This window comes from Streptomyces sp. NPDC091416, assembly GCF_044756845.1.
GTDB lineage: Bacteria > Actinomycetota > Actinomycetes > Streptomycetales > Streptomycetaceae > Streptomyces.
This window is the reverse complement of sequence record NZ_JBIVTU010000031.1, coordinates 19,333-36,790: the sequence shown is the minus strand read 5'-3', so window position 1 is coordinate 36,790 and position 17,458 is coordinate 19,333. Positions and strand designations below refer to the sequence as shown.

At 68.9% G+C, this 17,458-nt stretch carries 11 protein-coding genes and 4 pseudogenes; 10 read left to right on the top strand and 5 right to left on the bottom strand.

From position 1 onward, the window contains the following. Positions 1–195: 195 nt before the first annotated feature. The 3 genes and pseudogenes from ACIQMX_RS41135 to ACIQMX_RS41125 form a co-directional block, all read left to right on the top strand. A pseudogene (locus ACIQMX_RS41135) lies at positions 196–384 on the top strand (transposase family protein); the annotation flags it as partial. A gap of 22 nt (positions 385–406) precedes the next feature. Next, positions 407–1,192, top strand: a pseudogene (gene istB / locus ACIQMX_RS41130) (IS21-like element helper ATPase IstB). 7 nt (positions 1,193–1,199) lie between these two features. Beyond that, a complete protein-coding gene (locus ACIQMX_RS41125; protein ID WP_402486494.1) occupies positions 1,200–1,832 on the top strand; it encodes an SMI1/KNR4 family protein in 633 nt (210 codons plus the stop codon). A 282-nt stretch (positions 1,833–2,114) separates the two neighbouring features. Here the strand turns inward: ACIQMX_RS41125 and ACIQMX_RS41120 are convergent, their stop codons facing one another. Beyond that, positions 2,115–3,587, bottom strand: coding sequence for a non-reducing end alpha-L-arabinofuranosidase family hydrolase (locus tag ACIQMX_RS41120; RefSeq protein WP_402486491.1), 1,473 nt, complete (start codon positions 3,585–3,587; stop codon positions 2,115–2,117). A 303-nt stretch (positions 3,588–3,890) separates the two neighbouring features. Here ACIQMX_RS41120 and ACIQMX_RS41115 point away from each other — a divergent pair, with 303 nt between their 5' ends. Beyond that, positions 3,891–5,336, top strand: a complete 1,446-nt coding sequence (locus ACIQMX_RS41115) for an endo-1,4-beta-xylanase (protein WP_402486488.1) — start codon at positions 3,891–3,893, stop codon at positions 5,334–5,336. A 668-nt stretch (positions 5,337–6,004) separates the two neighbouring features. On the opposite strand, the gene ACIQMX_RS41110 is transcribed toward ACIQMX_RS41115, so the two are convergent. Then, entirely contained in the window at positions 6,005–6,301 is a 297-nt protein-coding gene (locus ACIQMX_RS41110; RefSeq protein WP_402486486.1) for a hypothetical protein, read from the bottom strand. A 391-nt stretch (positions 6,302–6,692) separates the two neighbouring features. Here ACIQMX_RS41110 and ACIQMX_RS41105 point away from each other — a divergent pair, with 391 nt between their 5' ends. Both ACIQMX_RS41105 and ACIQMX_RS41100 read left to right on the top strand, forming a co-directional pair. Further along, complete coding sequence (locus ACIQMX_RS41105; RefSeq protein ID WP_402486484.1) at positions 6,693–7,214, top strand: hypothetical protein; 522 nt, start codon at positions 6,693–6,695, stop codon at positions 7,212–7,214. A 1,020-nt stretch (positions 7,215–8,234) separates the two neighbouring features. Further along, complete coding sequence (locus tag ACIQMX_RS41100; protein WP_402486481.1) at positions 8,235–8,666, top strand: Lrp/AsnC family transcriptional regulator; 432 nt, start codon at positions 8,235–8,237, stop codon at positions 8,664–8,666. Between the two features lie 144 nt (positions 8,667–8,810). On the opposite strand, the gene ACIQMX_RS41095 is transcribed toward ACIQMX_RS41100, so the two are convergent. Next, complete coding sequence (locus tag ACIQMX_RS41095) at positions 8,811–8,933, bottom strand: LuxR C-terminal-related transcriptional regulator (protein WP_402486497.1); 123 nt, start codon at positions 8,931–8,933, stop codon at positions 8,811–8,813. A 539-nt stretch (positions 8,934–9,472) separates the two neighbouring features. After that, positions 9,473–11,518: an AAA family ATPase gene (locus tag ACIQMX_RS41090; RefSeq protein ID WP_402486478.1), complete on the bottom strand. Its 2,046-nt coding sequence runs from the start codon at positions 11,516–11,518 to the stop codon at positions 9,473–9,475. Between the two features lie 181 nt (positions 11,519–11,699). Here ACIQMX_RS41090 and ACIQMX_RS41085 point away from each other — a divergent pair, with 181 nt between their 5' ends. Both ACIQMX_RS41085 and ACIQMX_RS41080 read left to right on the top strand, forming a co-directional pair. After that, positions 11,700–13,850: a M4 family metallopeptidase gene (locus ACIQMX_RS41085; protein WP_402486476.1), complete on the top strand. Its 2,151-nt coding sequence runs from the start codon at positions 11,700–11,702 to the stop codon at positions 13,848–13,850. A gap of 347 nt (positions 13,851–14,197) precedes the next feature. Beyond that, entirely contained in the window at positions 14,198–16,087 is a 1,890-nt protein-coding gene (locus tag ACIQMX_RS41080; protein ID WP_402486473.1) for a S8 family serine peptidase, read from the top strand. Here ACIQMX_RS41080 and ACIQMX_RS41075 read toward each other — a convergent pair. Continuing rightward, positions 16,077–16,496 carry a transposase family protein gene (locus ACIQMX_RS41075; RefSeq protein ID WP_402486470.1) on the bottom strand — a complete coding sequence of 140 codons (420 nt, stop codon included), beginning with the start codon at positions 16,494–16,496 and terminating at the stop codon, positions 16,077–16,079. The two genes, ACIQMX_RS41080 and ACIQMX_RS41075, sit on opposite strands and share 11 nt — an antisense overlap. Between ACIQMX_RS41075 and ACIQMX_RS41070 the strand changes: the two are divergent. Both ACIQMX_RS41070 and ACIQMX_RS41065 read left to right on the top strand, forming a co-directional pair. Further along, positions 16,473–16,697: pseudogene (locus ACIQMX_RS41070) on the top strand (transposase family protein); the annotation flags it as partial. The gene ACIQMX_RS41075 and the pseudogene ACIQMX_RS41070 overlap by 24 nt on opposite strands. A gap of 80 nt (positions 16,698–16,777) precedes the next feature. Then, positions 16,778–17,445: pseudogene (locus ACIQMX_RS41065) on the top strand (hypothetical protein). Positions 17,446–17,458 lie beyond the last annotated feature (13 nt).

Here is a 17,458-nt window from a genome sequence, read left to right as displayed (position 1 = left end):
ACGAAGGCCGCATCACCGACGTCAAGCTGCAGAAACGGATCATGGCCGGACGGGCCGGCGTCTCTCTTCTCCGACAACGCGTCGTCCTGATCGCCCACCTTCGCCGACGCTACACGGACCCACCGATCGTGGCACCGCGATGATCTCCGGCTACGAGAATCTTGCCAGAGCCAACTTTCAGGTGTACGCCGACAGCAGGTCGTCACCGACCCGGTAGGCAAGATCCTGTGGCTGTCACCGGCACTACCCGGCAGGACCCACGACCTGACCGCCGCCCGCACCCACAAGATCCTCCGAATCTGCGAGCGCCAGGGCATCCCGGTCCTCGCCGACATGGCCTACATCGGCGCCGGCGACTGGGTCACCACCGCCAAGCGCCGACCACCAGGCGGAGCAGGCATGCAGGATGCTGCGGCTGCCCACCATCCGGTCCCAGTTCCCCGAGCTCGCCGAGGCAGCCGAACTCGAGCAGATGTCCTACCTCGGCTTCCTCGCTGAACTCCTCCTCGCCGAGTGCGACGACCGGGCCCGCCGACGCTCCGAACGCCGCATCAAAGCCGCCGGGTTCCCCCGCGACAAGTCGCTCCGCAAGTTCGACTTCGACGCCAACCCCAACCTCGACCCGGCCGTGATTCACACCCTTGCCAAGTGCGAATGGATCAAGAAGGGCCTGCCCCTCTGCCTGATCGGCGATTCCGGCACCGGCAAGTCCCACCTGCTGATCGCGCTCGGCACCGAGGCCGCGATGGCCAGCTACCGGGTCAAGTAGGTCCTGGCGACCAAGCTGGTCAACGAGCTCGTCGAGGCCGCTGACGAGAAGCAGCTGACCAAGACCATCGCCCGCTACGGCCGCGTCGATCTCCTCTGCATCGACGAACTCGGATACATGGAAGTCGACCGCCGTGGCGCCGAACTGCTCTTCCAGGTCCTCACCGAACGGGAGGAAAAGAACAGCGTGGCCATTGCCTCCAACGAGTCGTTCTCCGGCTGGACCAAGACCTTCACCGGCCCCCGCCTCTGCGCGGCCATCGTCGACCGCCTCACCTTCGGCGGCAACACCATCGAGACTGGCACCGACTCCTACCGCCTTGCCACCACCCGCGCCCAAGAGCCGAACGACAGGCCGCTGGCTGACCCCGCTTCACCGGCCGACAGGGGCCTCAATCCGCCTTGTCAGACGTGTGGGGCATGATGGCGCCATGGCACAGCAGATCTTGCCCCCGTCGGACTCCTGGCGCGGGATCGACGTGTGGCTGGCGACACACGTGGCCTCCGATTTCGCACTTCTCAATCCACCAGCGAAACTGGCCGAGATTCGACACGCGGAGCAGATTCTCGGCGCCCCGCTGCCCGGTGATCTCGCGGAATCTCTGCAATGCCACAACGGCGTGAGCACTTGGACGACCATTCTGCCGGAGCAATCCCCGCTTCCAGTGAGCGGCACCGTGAACCATTGGCAGACCTGCATGGGCGCTGCAGCGGAGAACGACGGCCTGACCCCTCGCGCCTGGGAAGACGAGCCTTGGTGGCACCCACTTTGGATTCCCTGGGCCGAGGGTGCCGATGGAGCCGCGCAGGTGATCGACCTGCGTCCTGGACCAGACGCGGGGCGCCTCGGCTGGGCAGGGCACAGCGGTGGCGGCGACTTCACCGACTCCTGGCCTGATCTTGCGAGCCTCCTCCACGCGGTCGCGCAAGCACTGCATGGAGGAGGCGGCGTCCGCGGGCTGCACCCCTACATCACCACGCAAGGTGCGATGTGGTGGGACGAAGAGGGCTGCATCGAGCTGAACGGTCACCCGCTTACGGCAGCCCCGATCGGGCTGCCCTAAGGGCTTGCAGAGAATCAACTTGCTGTCGAACACCGTGCATGAGCTGTGGTGTCAAGAGCGAGAGTGCGCAACTTATTGTTCTGCAAGCCCTAAAGGTTGTCCCGTAACCGCCGCTGGTTTGACGCGCCGGCAGTGTGTGCCCGGCCCTGGGGTTACGCGCCGCCCTTTCCATACCGACACGGAGCGCGGACAGGCGCGGACCGAAGGGCCCCGCCCCCCGGGGAAGGCGGGGCGACGGTGCGCTCGGCGGCGTACGGTACCCCGGCCGGCCGTGTCGCGTCGTCAGCGCCGCAGTGTCAGCAGGCCAGGACGGTAGGGCAGCAGACCGTAGTCACCTCCGGAGTTGGGGCTGCGGCCCTGGTAGAGCAGCTGCAGGTTGCAGGGGTCGACGGTCATGGTCTGGTCGGGACCGGTACGGATGAGTTCGCCGTGGCTGACGTCGTTGGTCCAGGTGGCGCCGCTGTTGGCCTTGCCGGCGAAGGGGTTGCTCTCGGTCGCGGCCTGCGGCGTCCACGACCCGTTCAGGCTCGTGGCGGTGAACGAGCGGAAGTAGCGGCCCTGGGAACCGATCGCCTCGACGATCATGAGGTACCGGTTCTGGCCCTGCAGCTTGTAGACCTGCGGGGCTTCGAACAGGTTGTTCGTCGTGTCGCTCATGACCACGGTCGAGGACGTACCGAAGCTGCCCGGGAAGTTTCCGATCGGCATGCTCGACCGGTAGATCTTGCCGTTGTCACCGGCGAAGAACAGGTACATGTTCGTCCCGTCGCCGATGAGCGTCTGGTCGATGGGGCCCGTTCCGGAGCCGCTGATACTTCCGGAGAAGAGCGCCTGCGGGGCCGACCAGCCGTTGGCGTTGGCCGGGTCGTTCGACGTGCGGTACGAGAAGGAGGTCGCGCCCCACTGGTAGGTGAGCACCCAGATGTTCTTCGGCGCGAAGTAGAACAGCGTGGGCGCGACGGTCGCGGAGGACATAGCGTTCTGCCCGGCCGACGCCATGTCCGGCCAGTCGGTGAACAGGCTGAAGTTCATGGACCCCCAGCTCGACCCCAGGTCGTGCGTCGTGGCGTAGACGAGCTGCTTCCCGTTGTACGGGACGACGGTGAAGTCCTTCAGTGAGGCCCAGCCCGACCTGGGCTGCGCCAGCGCGCCCGTGGAGCTCCAGCTGTAGGTGGACGGGAGTTCGCACGTACCGGTGCCGGGGTTCTCGTCGCCGACCTTTACCAGCTTCCACTGCTGGTTGGTGCCGCCCCAGTCGTCGTACTGGTCGATGTTCGCGTTGTCGGCGGTGGAGCCGCCCTGTACTTCGAGGGCCTTGCCGCTGTGGCGCGAGATGAGCCGCACGTAGCCGTCACTGCTGTCGGCCAGCCGCCACTGCTGGTTGGTGGCGTTCAGATCGGACCACTGGACGATCGACCCGCCGTTCGCGGTCGACCAGTTGTAGACGTCCAGCACCTTGCCCGAGTGGCGGGACTTGACACGGTAGTAGCCGTCGCTGGAATCGACGAACTGCCACTGCTGCTGGGCCTGGTCGTTCCGGGTCCACTGGGTGAGGCGGGCGCCGTCGGCGGTCGCCAGGTTGTAGACGTCCAGGGCCTTGCCGCTGCCGCGGTTGACCAGGACGTACGAGGCATTGGAATCGACGGTCGCTGCGGCGGCGGGCTGGGCGTCGAGGAAGGTGGCGACGAGCAACAGGGGTGCGAGGGCGGCGAGCAGACGTCCTGGGCGAAGGCGGAACGGTGGTCGAAGCCGCATCGGGGAGACCTCCAGAGTGCGGGGTGCGGGGGCAGAGACACCGTCGAAATGTTTCGAGTGAGCGCCGGTGTGTGATGCCACAAGCTAGAAATGGTAGCGATCACAGTCAAGGCTTCCAGCGGCTTCTTTCGGGGAAAAGCCCCTCTCAAGGACTTCGAAATATTTCGATCGATGAAAGGAAAGTTTCTTGGTAGGAAGTATTGACGAGCCACGGTCAAAGCCTCAATGATCCGTGACTGTGCGGGCCACGGGGTCCGCCGAGCTTCGGCCCTTCCGCGATTCCCCTACCGAGGAGGCATAGCCATGGGCTCCTACGCCCTTCCGAGATCCGCTCTCAGTCGGCCGCTCCGCGCCTTGCTGCCGGCGCTGCTCGTCGGCGTCCTGGGCGCGTCCGCCGCGCTGGTCACACCGTCGGACGCGCACGCCGCCGAGACCACGCTCGGAGCCGCCGCGGCGCAGAGCGGCCGCTACTTCGGCACCGCCATCGCCTCGGGGAAGCTCGGTGACTCGGCGTACACCTCGATCGCGTCCCGCGAGTTCAACATGGTGACGGCCGAGAACGAGATGAAGATCGACGCGACCGAACCGCAGCGGGGCCAGTTCAACTTCAGCAGCGCCGACCGCGTATACAACTGGGCGGTGCAGAACGGCAAGCAGGTGCGCGGTCACACCCTGGCCTGGTACTCGCAGCAGCCCGGCTGGATGCAGAGCCTGAGCGGCAGTTCGCTGCGGCAGGCGATGATCGACCACATCAACGGCGTGATGGCCCACTACGCGGGCAAGATCGCCCAGTGGGACGTCGTGAACGAAGCATTCGCGGACGGCAATTCGGGCGGCCGCCGCGACTCCAACCTGCAGCGCACCGGCAACGACTGGATCGAGGTCGCCTTCCGCACTGCGCGTGCCGCCGATCCGTCCGCCAAGCTCTGCTACAACGACTACAACATCGAGAACTGGAACTGGGCCAAGACCCAGGGCGTGTACAACATGGTCAAGGACTTCAAGTCGCGCGGCGTGCCGATCGACTGTGTCGGCTTCCAGTCCCACTTCAACAGCGGCAGCCCCTACGACAGCAACTTCCGCACCACGCTGCAGAACTTCGCCGCCCTCGGCGTGGACGTGGCCATCACCGAGCTCGACATCCAGGGTGCCTCGGCCTCGACCTACGCCAATGTGACCAACGACTGTCTGGCCGTCTCGCGCTGCCTCGGCATCACCGTCTGGGGCGTACGCGACAGCGACTCCTGGCGGTCGGGTGACACTCCGCTGCTGTTCAACAACGACGGCAGCAAGAAGGCGGCGTACACCTCCGTCCTGAACGCCCTCAACGGCGGCTCGACCACGCCGCCCGACCCCGGTGGCAACGGCGGCGGGCAGCTCAAGGGCGTCGGCTCGGGCCGTTGCGTGGACGTGCCCAACTCCAGCACATCGGACGGCACCGCAGTCCAGCTGTACGACTGCCACAGCGCCACCAACCAGCAGTGGCAGCAGACCTCGGCCGGCGAGCTGCGGGTCTACGGCAACAAGTGCCTGGACGCCGCCGGCACCGGCAACGGCGCCAAGGTCCAGATCTACAGCTGCTGGGGCGCCGACAACCAGAAGTGGCGGCTGAACTCCGACGGGTCCATCGTCGGCGTGCAGTCCGGCCTCTGCCTCGACGCGGTGGGAGCCGGCACCGCCAACGGCACCCAGCTCCAGCTCTACACCTGCTCGAACGGCAGCAACCAGCGCTGGACCCTGTCGTCCTGACACGGTCCCGCGCCGACCTCCTCACCCGACGAGGAATCCGCTGAGAGCCCGGGGGCACCGCTGAGAGCCCGGTGGCCCCCGCGGCGCGGACCACCGCCCCCCTTCCGGAGCGACCCCCGCCCAGCACCTTGAAGCGAACTGCTTCAGTGCAGACCCAGGTGACCGACAATGATCTGCGGATCCCAGGCGTGTTGACCCGCGGGGTTGTCGAGCGCTCGATGGACGAGCGGCCGCCCCGTACGGTGCCGCAGCGGCGGGGATTGCAGATGTGGCCGGCGAGCCACGGGCTCGCGCACCTGAGGAGGCCCTGCCCTCCCGAAGCTAGGGCGAAGTATCAGGTAGCCCTCTGTAATCGGAGTGACGCTCGGTCAGGGAGAGCGAGGCGAGGCCCGGGAACTCCGCCGACCTGGAGGGCGACGAAGTCGGCATGGGCCTGATGCGAATGTGAGTCGTTGAGATACAGGAAATCCCGGCGAGAACGATCTTGCTGGGATTCGCCTACTTCGCACAAGCTTCGAGCTGACGGGGAACGGCACCGACGCGCAGTTCCTCCACGCGCTCATGGATGCCTCTGCCTACCGCGCCCAGCTCGGTGAATGACCGGCGTTCGGGGGAGCTTGCCTGCTACCGCGGACGCGGAACGCATGAGACTTGGTCGAATGCCCCGCTCACGCGGCCCCATTTTGGCGGTCCGCAGCTTGCGGGTGGCGCTCAGGGCATGCCGCTTTCGCAGACCCAGGGGCCGACGGGGCGGCTGAAGGTCGGTCGGTATGAGGCGCGCCCGCGGGGGTGATCAGGTAGGCGCCTGCGGTACCTTCGTTGGCGGTGAGCCCGATGACGTCCAAGAGCTGCCCGTCGAGCGGTCCGCCGGTCAGCTCGACGTAGTCGTGGCCGGGGCGCTTGGCGTGGGCTTCGGGGTCGTCGTGGCCGGTGCCGTAGATCCGGGGGCGTGTGTGCTCGGTCATCTGCTCAGCCTGCCGGTTGGCTCTTGGCCGGCGCTGAGTTCATGGCATCCCGCGATGGTGCCGGACCGGCGAGGAGTGATCGCCGGTCCGGGGCCCTCGACGCTAAGGAGAACTCGGGCGGCCGTAGGTGCGGGCTATGACTTGCCCCACGGTTGCATCCTCGCCCGGTTTCAGCCCCTGGCCGACTCTCAGGGCGCGATCACGTGGGGCCTGAGCGTCGATTCCACGGTCTGCCGCGCCCACCAGCGCGCAGCCGGGGCCCGCAAGCAGGGAAATCTGCAGAGAAAACCACCGGGACGCGTCTTCACCGAGCCGATGATCACGGATTGGGGAGGTCGCTTGGCGGGTTCACCACCAAGCTGCACCTACCCGTCGAGCAGGGGCAAAGCCCATGTCGATCGTGATCACGGCCGGGCAGCGTGGGGACTCGCCGCAGTTCGAGCCGGTCCTGGAGAAGGTTCGCGTGCCCCGCATTGGAGCGGGCCGGCCACGCGCCCGCCCCGATCGGGTCCGCGCGGACAAGGCGTACGCCTCACGCAGGAACGGCGCCTACCTGCGGCGCCGCGCGATCCGCTGCACCATCCCGGACAAGGCCGACCAGGCACGCAATCGGCAAAAGCTTGGCTCCCACGGCGGCCGACCGCCGCATTTCATCCCGGTCGACTACCGCGAACAGTTCCTTCGTCTCCGGGATTCCTCCGGACCTGCGTGCCGCGGCGACGCGGGAGGGCGACTTCTCCAACTCTGGACCGCTGCCACTCTTGACGATCCGGCCACCCGCCTCCGCGAGCTCTTGCAGCAGTTGTTTCGAGAACGTCATGCGTGCCTGTTGGACAGGGCGCGGCTTTTCGCCTGGCGGCCGGGATCTCCTGCGCTTGAGTGGGCGGGGGTTGCGGAGGGAGGGGCTGCCTGAGGCTGCCGCGGGCGAGACTTGCGGAGAGGGTAGGTGCCGTGCGTCAGGTAATGCCGGTCGGCGCTCGACAGGGTGACGCTCCACTGGCCACTCTTCCTGGGGACAGACCCTGACCAGCCCTCGGTTCTGCAGTGCCTGGCACGTGGTCCTATATGAGCTTGTCTCCCGCAAGCCAGCAGGGCAACCAGGGCCCACCCATTGCAGCACCGAAAGCTGCCGCTCATTGATCTGCCGTTCCAATGACCCGTTGGGCTCGAGTTAGCCCGTAACGGCGGCATGCTGCCAGGTTCGTTGGGTTGCGGCTGGCGATTCGAAACGGTTCGCTCGAATGAGCGAGATCTTGGGATTGCTCTTGAGCGTTGGAGTGAGTGTCTGCGTGGGCGGCATCTGACCACCGCGCGACAGCACGAGATAGTCGAAGTCCTCGTCGATGTGGGACTCAGATGTTGGGCTGATACGGCGTAGCAAGACACCGGCGGAAGCGCCCGATTCCTGCCGTGGGAACTGCGCCGTGTCCATTTCGGTCCGACGGGGCTCTGCCGAGCAGCACACTGTAGGCGCGTTCCTGCAGCGCCGACTTCAGCAGCGGATGCTCTGGGCTATTCCGGTGTCCAGGACGCACATCGTGGGCGTGCGCGGACGGCCTCGGCCAGCTTCCCCCGGGTCCACAGCGAGCTCGCCGCGACGCGGGGAGGCGGAATGGACGGGTCCCCGCGCGGTGATCGCTGCTGGTGGCCCTGCTCGGTACCCGGCCGGCCCCAGGATGTGGGGCCGACCGCGGGGTGCTGGGGATACCCGTGCACCTGTCACCTGGTCGGAGTCCGCGCCGTAGGGGTTGGCCGGTGCGGGCCTCCTGCCGGGGATCACCCGGACATCACGACGATGACAGGGCGACGGTCTCCAGGCGACAGGCCGGGCATCATCACGCACATGTCGAGCGTGGTTCACTCGACCTGCAAGGAGCAGGGGAGCTTTCGACGCACTACTCATGCGTGGCGCGCATGATTTGGGGAGTTGGCCGTGGACGCGATCGACCGTCACATACTGAGCATCCTCCGCAAGGACGGGCGAGCGCCCGTGTCTGAGATCGCGCGTGCTGTGGGACTCTCGGCGGCTCCGTGCGCCCGCCGCATCGAGCGCATGGAGAGGGAGGGCGTGATTCGCGGCTACACGGCGGTCATCGAGGACAGCCGGGTGGGCATGCTTCAGGCGTTCATCGAGATCCGCCTGCTCGGCGCGACCGACAGCGACGAGATCCAGGGCATCGCCGAGAGCATCCCGGAGATCGAGGAGAGCCACAGCATCGCCGGTACCTCCGACGCCCTGCTCAGGCTCCGGGTGCGGGATGTGAAGCATCTTCAGCAGGTGATCAACGCCGTGCGCAGGACCGGCAAGGTGGAGGGCACCAGGACCTTCATCATCATGAACACCTGGACCCGCGCGACCGAGTAAGCCGGCACCCCGTAATCCCGAAACGATGCCGTGCTGTGGCCGGAGGTCGTCCGCCTGCCGACCGCGGACTCGATCCGTGGTGCGGGCCCGACGTCGTCGCCCGGTACATGACTGAACCCGGTGGATGCCGGGCTGTCGGCCGGGTTACTCACGTGCTGGTGGGACGATGTGCGCGAGTTGGAAGCGTGAGTGCAGGCCGAGTTTGCGGTAGACGCGGGTGAGGGTCGCTTCGACCGTCTTGATGCTGACGGTGAGGGTGGTGGCGATGTCGCGGTTGCTCGCTCCGGCGGCGGCGAGTTCGGCGCACCGCTGCTCGGCGGAGGTGAGGCGGGGGTGGGCGTCTCCACTCGTGGGGACGGCTTCCAGCCGGCGGAGGGTGTGTGTGGCGGTTTCGGCCCACGGGTGTGCCTGGTGGGCCGTGAAGAGGTCGGCGGCGCTCTGCGCGGCAGCGCGGGCGCTGGCGCGGCGGCGTCCGCGCCGCTCGGTGTGGCTGAGCGCCAGGAGGGTCCTGCCGCGTTCGAGGGGGAGGTGGCGAAGGCGGTCGGCCGCGTCGGTGAGGCGTCGGGCCGCGGTGTCGTAGTGGCCGCGGGCGGCGTCCAGGAGTGCCTGGGCGCGTTCGAGCGGCGGGAGGACCGCCTCCCTGCCGAGGTCGGTCGCGGTGCGGCGGGTGTCGTCCAGGAGACTCTGTGCCTGGTCGAGGCGGCCGAGGGCGATGAGGGTCTCGGCGAGTTCGGGGTGCCAGCGCAGGACGGACGGGTCGCGGACCTGCTGGAGCTGCTCCAGGGCGCGGACTTCCTTCAGGGCTTTCAGGGCTTCTTTGGGGTGGCCGGTTGCCAGGAGGAGGTGGCCGAGGGCGAAGAGGTTGCGGGAGAGGAAGACCTTGTTGTCCTCCTGCCGGGCGGTGTCGACTCCGCGGCGTGCGTGGCCGAGGGCGAGGTCGGTACGCCGGGCGGTGCCCTCGGCGAGGGCGGAGGTGTAGCAGGCCGGTGCGGCCGACAGGGCGGTCCCGTCGGACGGTCGGCGTGGTCGAGCGCTCTGGCGCAGCGGCCGGCGCGGAGTTCGGCCTCGGCGAGGCTGCGCAGGATGTCCACGGTTGCCTCGGCGTCTCCCGCCCGCTCGGCTTCGACGAGCAGGGGGAGCAGCGCGGTGCGGGCCTTGTCGGGGTGGTCGTCGAAGAGGGCGTGCCGGGCGGCGAGGTGCTGGGGTGTGCCGTTGGCCGGGATGGAGGCGGCGCGTGGCAGGGACAGGGCGCGGCCGAGCGTGGTCTCGGCGTCGGAGTGGCCGAGGAGGCGTTGAAGGCGGGCCTGCATCGTGAGGGCCATGGCGGTGGTGGTGTCTTCGGCGGTCTCGGCGAGGGCGGTGGCCCGGCCGGCCAGGGCACAAGCCCGGTGGGGGTCGCCTTCGCTGACGTTGGCCCAGACGGACTGGCGGATGAGGATCTGCGCGGTGAGGTCGGGTCGTCCGGCCGCCGTGTGGAGTGCGTCGGCGAACAGTTCGTCGGCGCCGTGCAGGTGCTGGCCGCTCGCGTCGATCAGGGCGATGAGGGCATCGACGCGCTGCTCGGTGGTGGTGTCGTGGCCCAGGACTAGGCGGGCGGCAGCCCGGCCGTGGGGGAGGTCGCCGTAGTGGGCGGCGTCGCGTACGGCGGTCAGGGCCCGTTCGGTGAGCAGTTCCTCGTGGTCGTGCGAGGTGCGCCAGGCAGCGAGGAAGGAGAGTTCCGCGGCGAGCGCGTGGTCACCGCGCTGCCGGGCGCGTACGGCAGCGCGGGCGGCGCGGTGGGCCGACAGCGGATCGGCGTCGTCGGCCGCCAGCACGGTGTGCCGGTCGCGGCGGACGCTGTCGTGGCTGGCCTCGACCAGGCGGGCGTGCAGAAGTCTGCGCGCGTCGCCCGGCAGCCGCGTCGCGAGTTCCGTGCCGATCGCGGAGGCGGTGAACCGCACGCTCCCGTCCGCCCGTCCGATGTCGCACAGTCCCGCTGCCTCGGCCTGGGCGAGGAGGGCCTCGGCCCCCGGGCCGACGAGGCGGCCGAGAAGTTCCAGGTCGGGCCGGTCGTCCAGTGCGGCGAACGTCAGCAGTTCCCGCACCTGGGCCGGTACCTCGCCCAGCCACTTGCCCACCAGTCGGCGGGCCGCCGGCGGCAGGGCCGGCTCGCTCTCACCCTCCCGGTCCGCGAGCGGCCGCGGGGCGTCGGCCAGCGCCAGGGCCAGGGCCGGGTTCCCGCCGCTGTGGGCGTGGATGCGCGAGACCTCGCGGGAAGCGAGCCGGTACGGGGACAGCAGGGCCGCCACCTGAGGAGCCGTCAGAGGTGGAATGTGTACCGCGCGTGTGTCCTCACCGCACCAGTGGCCCGCGGCTCCCGGGCGCCAGACGCGCTCGGCCGCGATGACGGGAAGGTCCGGCGTGAGGCGCAGCGCCCAGCCCAGGACGGCCGCACTGGCGTGGTCCAGCCACTGGGCGTTGTCCACCACCAGCGTCATGGGCGGCGCCTCCCTCAGCAGAGCAGCGGTCAGGCGGCGCAGCCGCAGCTCCCGGCCGGCGTCGTCCGGAGAACCGGACCGGCCGGCGGTCTCGTCGAGTGCCGCCGTCAGCTCCCGCGCGGCGGCCGAGGCCGGTAGGGCCAGCGCGAGTTCGAGCAGCCCGGCAGAGGCGACCTCGGCGTCCTGCGGGCCCGGGGCCAGCCGCAGGACCGGAAGGCCCGACTGCCGTCCCAGGACACCGGTGGCAGTGGTCTTGCCGCTTCCGGGCGGCCCGAACAGAACCACCCGGCGGGTGCCGTGTCCGCCTTCGGACACCTCCGGCAGCAACGGGCCGGTCTTGTGGGACGCGTTCGTCCACGTCGGAGAGTCTGGCATCGGGCCATGGTGCGCCCGCCGGGCCCTCTCGTCCAGATCAAGGGGTTGCCCCGATGTCGGCCGCCCCCCGCATCCCTAGCCTCATGGCCACAGCCGGGCCAACTGCCGCTGAACACCCCCCCCCGCACCCCAGATGACGTTCTGCGGCAACTCCCCGACGAGGCCCGGCGAAAGGATTGTCATGTACCGCAAGAACGCCCTGGCGGCCGGTGTCGCGGCAGCCCTCGCATTGGGCTCCTTGACCATGGTGGCCACCCAGTCCGCCGCCGTCCCCCAGTCCACCCCGGCCGGCGCCACCTCCGCCGCACGATCCGGCGCCGGCTTCCGGGCGATGACCGCCGACGCACGCGACGAGGCGATACGCACGGCCGGCCGGAACGCCGACGCGACCGCCCGTGAGCTCGGCCTCGGTCCCCACGAGCGCCTGGTGGCCAAGGACGTCCTCTTCGACGCCGATGGCACCCGGCACGTGCGCTACGACCGCACCTACAGAGGCATGGATGTGATCGGCGGCGACCTGGTCGTCCACCTGGCCAAGAACGGTGAGATCACCGGCTCGGACCTGGCGCACCAGGGCCCCATCGAGGTCGCCCGCACCACGCCGAAGCTGTCGGCCGCCGACGCCTCGGCCAAGGCCGTGAAGCACGCCAAGCACGTGAAGAAGGCGAAGGCCGGCAGCAAGGACAGCACCCTGGTGGTGTACGCGGTCGGCAAGATACCCGTCCTCGCCTACCGCTCGACGGTGACCGGTGACGGCGAGACCGGCCCGGCCTCGCGGGAGGCGGTGATCGTCGACGCGACCAGCGGTGCGCCGTTGGACCAGTACGAACTGCACCAGAGCGTCACGGGCACCGGCAACGGCGTCACCGTCGGCCAGGTCTCCATCGAGACGACGCAGTCCGGCAGCGGCTACACCCTCACCGACGCGGCTCACGGCGGCACCATCGTCCACGACTCCTACAACAGCCCCCAGTCGAACCCGAGGCAGAACGCCCGGGCCTTCTCCAAGACCTCCAACTCCTGGGGCAACGGCACCGGGTCCAGCCGCGAGAGCGCCGCCGTGGACGCCTCCTACGGCCTGGCGAAGACCTGGGACTACTACAAGAACGCCTTCAACCGCTCCGGCATCCGCAACGACGGCCGCGGCGCCCCCGCCTACGTCCACGTCGACAACAGCCTGGTCAACGCCTTCTACGACGACACCTGCTTCTGCATGTACTTCGGTGACGGCTCCTCACAGAACAGCAACACCCCCGTCACCGCGGTCGACGTGGCCGGCCACGAGATGAGCCACGGCGTCACCGCCGCCACCGCCAACCTCACCTACTCCGGCGAGTCCGGCGGCCTCAACGAGGCCACCAGCGACATCTTCGGCACCATGGTCGAGTTCTCCGCCAACAACGCCGCCGATCCGGGCGACTACTACATCGGCGAGAAGCTCAACATGTCCGGCGGCTACCTGCGCCGGATGGACAACCCCTCCGCCGACGGGAACTCGCTCTCCTGCTGGAACTCGGGCGCCGGCTCGGTGGACGTCCACTACTCCTCCGGCATCGCCAACCACTTCTTCTACCTCGCCTCCGAAGGCACCGGCACCAAAACCATCGGCGGACGCTCCCACAACGGAGCCACCTGCAACAACGACACCTTCACGGGCATCGGCAAGGACAAGGCCGCCGCCGTCTGGTACCGCGCCCTGTCCACCTACATGACCTCCACCACCAACTACGCCGGCGCCCGCACCGCCACCCTGCAGGCCGCCGCCGACCTCTACGGGGCCAACTCCCAGGAGCGGTACCTCGTCTCCAAGGCGTGGGCGGCCGTCAGCGTCGGCACCGCCCTGCCCGACCCCGGCAACGGCACCCCCACCCCCGATCCGACCGATCCCCCCAGCGGAAACACCCTGGCCAACGGCAGCTTCGAGCAGGGGGCCAGCGGCTGGACCCAGAGCGACAACATCATCACCAACTCGTCCCTGCAGGCGGCGCGCGACGGGTCCTGGTACGCCTGGATGATGGGCTACGGTGCTGACGCCGTCGAGTCCGTGTCCCAGTCGAACATCGCGGTGCCCGCCACCGGCGCTCCCAAGCTCACGTTCTGGCTGAAGGTCTCCACCCAGGAGTCCGGCTACGCCGCCTACGACACCCTCAAGGTCCAGATCAACGGCACCACGCTCGCCACTTACTCCAACGCCAACGCGAGCTCCGAATACGTCCAGAAGACCGTCGACCTGTCCGCCTACAAGGGCCAGTCGGTGAAGCTGGAGTTCGCCGGCACCGAAGACACCTACCTGGCGACCGTCTTCCTCCTCGACAACATCGCCATCGGCTGACCGGCCCCCTCACCCCGCGCACTCCTGCGGCCGGAGCCCCTGTCGGGTGCTCCGGCCGCAGGTGCCACCGCGAGCACGGGGCGGCCCGGTTCCCACTCGGCGGGTTGTCCGGTGTGGTCAACCACCATCTGCCCATCCGTCCCGCGCATGACAGCTTTGGTCGCGAATGTCTCCCCGGAAGGTCAAATCGCCTGGTAGGGGGAGGCAGTAGCGCTCACTCAACTCGGCCCGCCCGTCAGCCGCCGCTGATGAGAGGCGATCTGGAGATTCCCGCCCCTAGCGCACGCCGCACGCGAGCAGCCCACGCTCGCCTCCCCGGCATGCGTGAAAACCGATGAGGAGAGTCCGTGCCACTCCTGCCGCGACGAACGTCGCGCAACCGGCGAGCCGCCCTCGCCGCCATGCTCACCACCGGCCTCGCCGCGCTGAGCCTTCCCCTCGCCACGACCGCCACCGCCGTCCCCGCCGGCGCTCCGGTCGCCGAGTCCGCCACCGGTACCTATCTGGTCACCCTCTCCGACGAGCCGCTGGTCACCTACGACGGCGGGGTTGGCGACCTCCCTGCCACCAAGCCCGCCCACAGCAGCAAGTTCGACGTCGCATCGGCCGCCGCCAAGCGGTACCGCAGCCACCTGACGGGCCAGCAGGACCGCGTCGCCAAGAAGGTCGGCGCCAGTGTCCGGCAGCACTACGCCGTCACCACCAACACCTTCAGCGCCCGGCTCGACGCCCGCCAACTGGTGCGCCTCGCCAACACCAGGAGCGTCGTGCACATCGCCCCCGACCGGTTCCACCAGGCCACCGACGACCGGAACTCCACCGACTTCCTCGGACTGTCCGGCCGCAAGGGGCTGTGGAAGGCCCTCGGCGGGACCGCCGAAGCCGGCAAGGGCATCGTCATCGGTGACATCGACACGGGCATCTGGCCCGAGAACCCCTCCTTCGACGCCCCGGCCCTCACCCCTCACAAGCCCGGCAAGAAGGACCCCCACCGCCCCTACCGCAGCGGCGCCACCACCCTCATGCACAAGGCGGACGGCGGCACCTTCAAGGGCATCTGCCAGACCGGCGACAGCTTCACCGCAACCGCATGCAACGAGAAGGTCATCAGCGCCCGCTACTTCGGCGAGGGCTGGTTGGACGCCGTTCCGGAGTCCAATCGGGCCGGATACGTCTCCCCGCGCGACAGCCAGGGCCACGGCACCCACACGGCATCCACCGCGGCCGGCAACGCCAACGTCCGCGCCACGGCCGGCGGCGAAGACCTCGGGACTGTGTCCGGCGTGGCACCGGCGGCCACCATCGCCGTGTACAAGGCACTCTGGCAGAGCAAGGACGGTCAGCAGGACGGCGGTCTGACCAGCGACCTCGTCGCCGCCATCGACCAGGCCGTCGCCGACGGCGTGGACGTCATCAACTACTCGCTCGGCGCCGCGTTCGAGAGCGCGTACAACGATCCGTCGCAGGTCGCGCTCCGCAACGCCGCCGCGGCCGGAGTCTTCGTCGCCACCGCTGCGGGCAACTCCGGCCCGGGGGCGTCCAGCCTCTTCAACACCGCGCCCTGGACCACCACGGTCGCCACCGGCACCATCAAGGCGCACACCGGCACGGTGGCGCTCGGCGACGGAACGCGCCATACCGGCATCACCACCAGTGTGCACCGGCAGGTCGGCCCCGCCCCGCTCGTCCTGGGCTCCGCTGTCCGGGTCGCGGACACCGTGGACATCTACGCGGACTACTGCATGCCGGACTCCCTCGACCCCGCCCGCACCGCCGGGAAGATCGTCGTCTGCGAACGGGGCGTCAACGGGCGCGCCGACAAGTCCGTCGAGGTCGAGCGGGCCGGCGGCATCGGCCTTGTGCTGGTGAACTCCGGCGACGAGAGCACGGACGGCGACCTGCACAGCGTGCCGGCCGTCCATCTCGACAAGGCGGAAGCGGCGCTCGTGCGCACCTACGCCGCCACGAGCGGAGCCACCGCCACCCTCACCGAGGGAGGCGCCTCGGGCGTCTACCCGCAGGTGGCCGGCTTCTCCTCGCGCGGCCCCTCGCTCGTCGGCAACGGCGACCTGCTCAAGCCAGACATCACCGCGCCCGGCGCCACGATCCTCGCCGCCGTGTCCCCCGACGGTAACCACGGCCGTGACTTCGATTACTACTCCGGCACCTCCATGGCCACCCCGCATCGATCCAGGGATTTCGGATTTTCCAGCACCTACAAATACATCAGGAAGTAGACGAGTGCATGCGCCACGCCACCCGACTACTGAGCGTTTTCGGCGTTGTCGCTACCAGCGCGAGGGCGGCTTGGCGATGACGCTCATGCGGTTGGGGCTGATGCGCGATCTGCGGAATCTGCCAGGTCGTCAGTCGTGCTACCCCTCGTTCAACGGGTGCCCTGGCTGCGGACAGGGCTCGATTTCTAGTTCGCTGGGTGAGGGTGAGTTCGCCCTTGGGCGGTCGGCGCTTGGCGTTGGTGACCCATTCGCCCGCACCGATGTAGGCCATATCTGCGAGGACCGGGATGCCCTGGCGTTCGCAGATGCGGAGGATCTTGTGGATGCGGGAGGCCGTCAGGTCGTGGGTCCTGCCCGGCAGCGCCGGCGACAGCCACAGGACCTGGGAACCGGGTTGATCGTCCCGCACCGCAGAAGAGCCGGACGCCCACTCCTGCGCGGCCAGGAGGAGGGCAACGCCGAACACCGACGCGTCCGAGCCTGTGTCGAGCACACCTTCGCCCGCATGGAGAACTGGAAAATCCTCCGCGACTGCCGCCAGAAAGGAGACGGACTCCACCACGCCGTACAAGCCGTAGCCACCATGCACAACCTCGCCATGACACGCTGAACCAGCAGGTCAACCGCCATCCCGACCTGCCCACACCCACCCTTCTGCAACAACCTTGAGACGAGAACGGTGGCCCGGTCATCGTGGAGTACAAGCGCGGCACGGATGCTGGCGTGATCAACCAGGGTCTGTACTACGTGGCCTGGCTGATGGACCATCGCGCCGAGTTCGAGTACCTGGTTCGCGACCGCCCGGGGCGAAGGCCGCGTCCCAGGTTCTGTGGAGCGGTCCACACCTCATCTGCATCGCCGGTGACTTCACCCACTACGAGGTACTCGCCGTGCGTGAGCACCGGCGTTCGGCCGAGCTGGTCCGCTACCGGCTCTTCGGCAGCGACCTGCTCGGCCTTGAGACCGTGGCCTCTGTCAACGGCGGCACGCAGACGGCCCGCCGGCCGCGGCCCCGGTCTATCGCCCAGGCGATGACGGCCATCCAGGACGTGGTAATGGCGGAACCGGTCGACGAGGTCCTGCTCGGGCTCGGAGACGGCGTGAACCGCGTGGAGCGGAAGCAGCACCGGGCGTACCAGCGCCCGAGGAACGTTGCCTGCCCGTCCCCGCCGCAGCGGGCCATGCTGCTGGTCTACCTGAAGGCCGACCCGGCAAAGGTTGAGCTCGCGCAGGGCTTCACGCGGGACGTGTCCGGGCCCGGTCACCACGGTACGGGCGACTTGGAGGTCCAGCCGCGCACCGAACGGGACCTGGGAGGTGCTCGAGACCTCTCCTGGCTGAGCTACGCGGCGGTGTGAGAGACGGTTGGCT